This window comes from Mongoliitalea lutea (assembly GCF_014652135.1).
Taxonomy (GTDB): Bacteria; Bacteroidota; Bacteroidia; order Cytophagales; family Cyclobacteriaceae; genus Mongoliitalea; species Mongoliitalea lutea.
On sequence record NZ_BMYF01000043.1, the window covers coordinates 1 to 3,841 of the forward strand.

Annotated in this window: 4 protein-coding genes and 1 pseudogene; all 5 read left to right on the forward strand. The window is 41.8% G+C overall.

The window, feature by feature from the left end:
- Positions 1-200 (forward strand): annotated as a pseudogene (locus IE080_RS19190) (hypothetical protein); the annotation flags it as partial.
- A gap of 15 nt (positions 201-215) precedes the next feature.
- Positions 216-575 carry a DUF1573 domain-containing protein gene (locus tag IE080_RS19195; RefSeq protein WP_189586757.1) on the forward strand — a complete coding sequence of 120 codons (360 nt, stop codon included), beginning with the start codon at positions 216-218 and terminating at the stop codon, positions 573-575.
- A gap of 338 nt (positions 576-913) precedes the next feature.
- Positions 914-2,263 (forward strand): Gfo/Idh/MocA family protein, encoded by a 1,350-nt coding sequence (locus IE080_RS19200; RefSeq protein WP_189586760.1) that lies wholly within the window; start codon positions 914-916, stop codon positions 2,261-2,263.
- A 2-nt stretch (positions 2,264-2,265) separates the two neighbouring features.
- Positions 2,266-3,024, forward strand: a complete 759-nt coding sequence (locus IE080_RS19205) for a 3-keto-disaccharide hydrolase (RefSeq protein ID WP_189586763.1) — start codon at positions 2,266-2,268, stop codon at positions 3,022-3,024.
- Positions 3,025-3,050: 26 nt separating this feature from the next.
- Positions 3,051-3,623 carry a 3-keto-disaccharide hydrolase gene (locus tag IE080_RS19210; protein ID WP_373295143.1) on the forward strand — a complete coding sequence of 191 codons (573 nt, stop codon included), beginning with the start codon at positions 3,051-3,053 and terminating at the stop codon, positions 3,621-3,623.
- The last annotated feature ends 218 nt before the right edge of the window (positions 3,624-3,841 follow it).

A 3,841-nucleotide genomic window follows, 5' to 3' on the forward strand; every position in this document is an offset into this window, starting at 1 on the left:
ATCCAAAGTTTTGGGAAAATGCTTCTTTCCCACCATTGCCCAACGAACAGAAAGTTCTTTCCGATTTATCCCAACACAGACCGCTGTCCGAACAATTTGCTGATTTTTCCAATATTCAGCTGTATATCATACCTGAGCTGAAGCGTAGGCATAAGCTTTCCAATGATTATTGGAATCGTAAGGAAATTCAAATGTATTAGCATTAAAAAATCATTATGGGACTTCATTGGCTTATAGTAGCTTTATTCATGGTTCTCACTAATTCGGAAATCATATTTCCAGGAGGGAGACACTATAATTATGAGAAAATAGCTCAAAATATTGAGGTTTTCCATGAGTTTCCTATTGAAAATACCTCCGCTAGAAAAATACGGATTGTCGAAGTCAGCACTACCTGTGGATGCACGGCAGTTGAGTTCCCCAAAGAATTATCTGCTGGAGAGAAAGGAAAAATTAAAGTAAAGTTTGATGCAAAGTCTTTGGGTACATTTAGAAAGCATGTGTTGGTGATTACTACCTGCAAAGACCAAGTCCATAAGCTGATGATATCAGGAGAGGTTGTTTCTAAGGGTTGATGATAATTTTTGCAAACGGTTGTTTGTATAACGATTGTCCAACCTTTTCCCTTCAAGCAAAAGCCCATCGATGAATTTGCCACCCAATTGCTGCAAACGCACATTCAGTTGGTTGATGGGGAAATATTTTCTTGGTATGGGGGAAGGTTAAGGTATTTTACGGAGTATGTGAATATATTCACCAAATGAGTCTTGAATTGTAGCCACTATAATTTTTTTGAATTACCATGTGGTTGAAATGAAAACGCTATCGACTGAAAAATTTCTATAATTTAGATATTCTTTTATAAAAAATTCGATTAACTTTTACGCTTAATTGCTAATTGATCGAATAATATATGAAGCAACATCGCCGTCATTTTCTCAAAAAACTAACTGCCACTAGTGCAATTGCTGCACTAAGCCCCATGGCACTGGAAGCATCCTCACAGGAAAAGTCATTATTAACCAGAAATTTTCCCAAGTCCACTACAGAACTCAAGACTATTCGTATTGGCTTGATTGGTGCAGGAGGTATGGGAGTAGAAGATACTCAAACAGCCCTGCAACACCCAAATATAGCATTAGTAGCGGTATGCGATTTATATAAAGGTCGGTTGGATGCAGCCAAAAACCGTTGGGGAAGTCAGCTTTTTGTTACCCAAGACTATCAAGAATTGCTGAAAAGAAAAGATGTAGATGCCGTGATTATCGGAACATCCGATCACTGGCATAAACAGATCAGCATAGATGCCTTACATGCTGGCAAGCACGTGTATTGTGAAAAACCAATGGTACACTCGGTCAAAGAAGGTAAGGATGTTATCGATGCTTGGAAAAAATCCGGAAAGGTGATGATTGTTGGTAGCCAAGGAGTGTCTTCCTTGGGTAATGAAAAGGCCAAAGAGCTACTTGCGCAAGGGGCTATTGGGGATATCGTCTATGCAGAAGGGTTTTGGGCACGCATGTCACCGGAGGGTGCATGGCAATATGCCTTGCCCAAGGATGGAAATGAGCAGATGGTGGACTGGAAACGCTACATCTCCAACACCAACCAACTCTCATGGGATCCCTTACGGTTTTTTCGTTGGAGAAATTACTTGGATTACGGCACAGGTATGTCAGGAGATTTGTTTGTCCACTTATTTTCTAGCTTACATTTTATTACTGACTCCTATGGACCTACTAAGATATCAGCCATGGGTGGATTGAGGTATTGGAAAGATGGAAGGGAAGTGCCCGATGTATTACTGGGAAGTTTTGATTATCCTGATACGCCACAACATCCTGGGTTTAATTTATCCTTAAGATGTAACTTCGTCGACGGCACCTCAGGCACTACTTATCTGAGAATCGTTGGTACGAAAGGGTCCATGGATGTCAAATGGGAGGAAGTTGTTGTAAAAATGAATCAATCCCTCGCATCTGATGATCCTTATCTACAAGAACAGGCACGTTTGAGAGGAGAGTCGCAAGCGCGGGCCTCCATCTTACCCCCCAAAGAATTGGTGTACACGGCAGAAAGAAGTTGGAAAGGGGCGCATTATGATCATTTTGGAAACTGGTTTGAAGCCATCAGAACAGGAGGTACTGTTGCCGAAGACCCTGAGTTTGGCTTCCGTGCAGCTGCTCCTGCGCTGCTTTGTAATGACAGTTATTTCCAAAACAAATTTATAACTTGGGATCCCGTAACTATGCAATTGATATGAATATGAAATGGAAATACTTATGGACGGCCCTCTTGGTTAGTGGGCTATTGTTAGCTTGTGCTTCTGAAAAGGACGTAGAAACAGAAGCAATTGAAGAGGAAGTTATGGTCTTGGAAAATGCTTTGACCGAAGATGAAAAGGAGGCAGGTTGGATGTTGCTGTTTGATGGGGAAGATCCCTTTGGTTGGAGAGCCTTCAATGGGACGGACTTTCCCGAAGGATGGACGGTGGAGGATGGAGCATTAAAAGCACTTGGCTTGGGAGGTGATATTGGTGGGGATATTGTGTTTGGGCCGGTGGATTTTGATGAATTTGAGTTAGAGTTTACTTGGAAAATTGCCCTAGGAGGAAATAGTGGTGTATTTTATCACGTTGTTGAAGGCCCACAATATAAAGCACCTTATGAGACTGGTCCAGAGTATCAGGTCATCGATCAGTTGGGTTTCCCGGAAAAGTTAGAAGATTGGCAGTCCTTGGCAGCTGATTATGGCATGTATGCACCGGATTTGGAAGGAGTAGTCAGAGAAGCAGGAGAGTGGAATACCTCGAAAATCATCTATACCAAAAATGGAGCAAGCTATTGGCTAAATGGGAAACAGACAGTCTCCTTTGTTCCGGGATCAGAGGATTGGACTGCTCGCCGGAATAGTGGCAAGTGGGATGCTTTTCCGGATTATGCTAAGCAGACCAAGGGTTTGATTGCTTTACAGGACCATGGTAGTGAAGCCTGGTTTAAAAATATCAAAATCCGTCAGTTATGATCAAGCAACTTTCTTTATGTGCACTGATGCTTTGCTTTGTCAAAGTAACCTATGCACAAGATGAATATATCAGCCTCTTCAATGGAAAGAATCTAGAGGGATGGCAGATTTTTGGCACTGAGCTCTGGTATGTTGAGGATGGACTATTGATTTCTGAAAGTGGCCCGGAGAAAGATTATGGGTACCTAGGCACGGTGCAACAATTCAAGGATTTTGAATTGGAGGCTCAATTCAAGCAAGAAGCCGATGGAAATAGCGGGATTTTTATCCGTTCTACAGTAGACGGTACAAAGGTTTCCGGTTGGCAGGTGGAGGTAGCGCCGCCAGGACAGGATACGGGAGGTATTTACGAGTCCTATGGTAGAGGATGGCTAGTCAAGCCAGACCCTTCAAAAGATGCAGCCTTACGGTATGGTGATTGGAATCACATGCGCATAGTTGTCAAAGGGGATCGAGTTGTTTCGTATTTAAATGGAGTGGAAATGGTAGATTATACGGATGAACTTATCGGTAAAGGTGAAGGAAGTATACTCTTGCAGATCCATGATGGTGGAGGAATTAAGATTTACTGGAAGGATATACGTGTGAAAGTTTTGTAAAGTGTAAGTAAGTTTAGCTTATCGTAGGATACCTGAATTACATTTTTTGGCAGGTATTCTACCCGATTGCTCTATCCCCAATGAATGATGAAAACCATTCGTTGGGGATTTTTTAAATTTTTCTTCTTGACTTTCAGCTTCTTTACTTGAGTGGATAAATTATTTTTGTTTGAAGTTTTGCGGAAGCGGAAAAGAGTTGCACTTTTGCAATCCCAAAC

Bases quoted from the DNA above. Each gene is read 5' to 3' on its own strand.
- IE080_RS19195 (WP_189586757.1), top strand. From the start codon at position 216: ATGGGACTTCATTGGCTTATAGTAGCTTTATTCATGGTTCTCACTAAT.
- IE080_RS19200 (WP_189586760.1), top strand. From the start codon at position 914: ATGAAGCAACATCGCCGTCATTTTCTCAAAAAACTAACTGCCACTAGT.
- IE080_RS19205 (WP_189586763.1), top strand. From the start codon at position 2,266: ATGAAATGGAAATACTTATGGACGGCCCTCTTGGTTAGTGGGCTATTG.
- IE080_RS19210 (WP_373295143.1), top strand. From the start codon at position 3,051: ATGCTTTGCTTTGTCAAAGTAACCTATGCACAAGATGAATATATCAGC.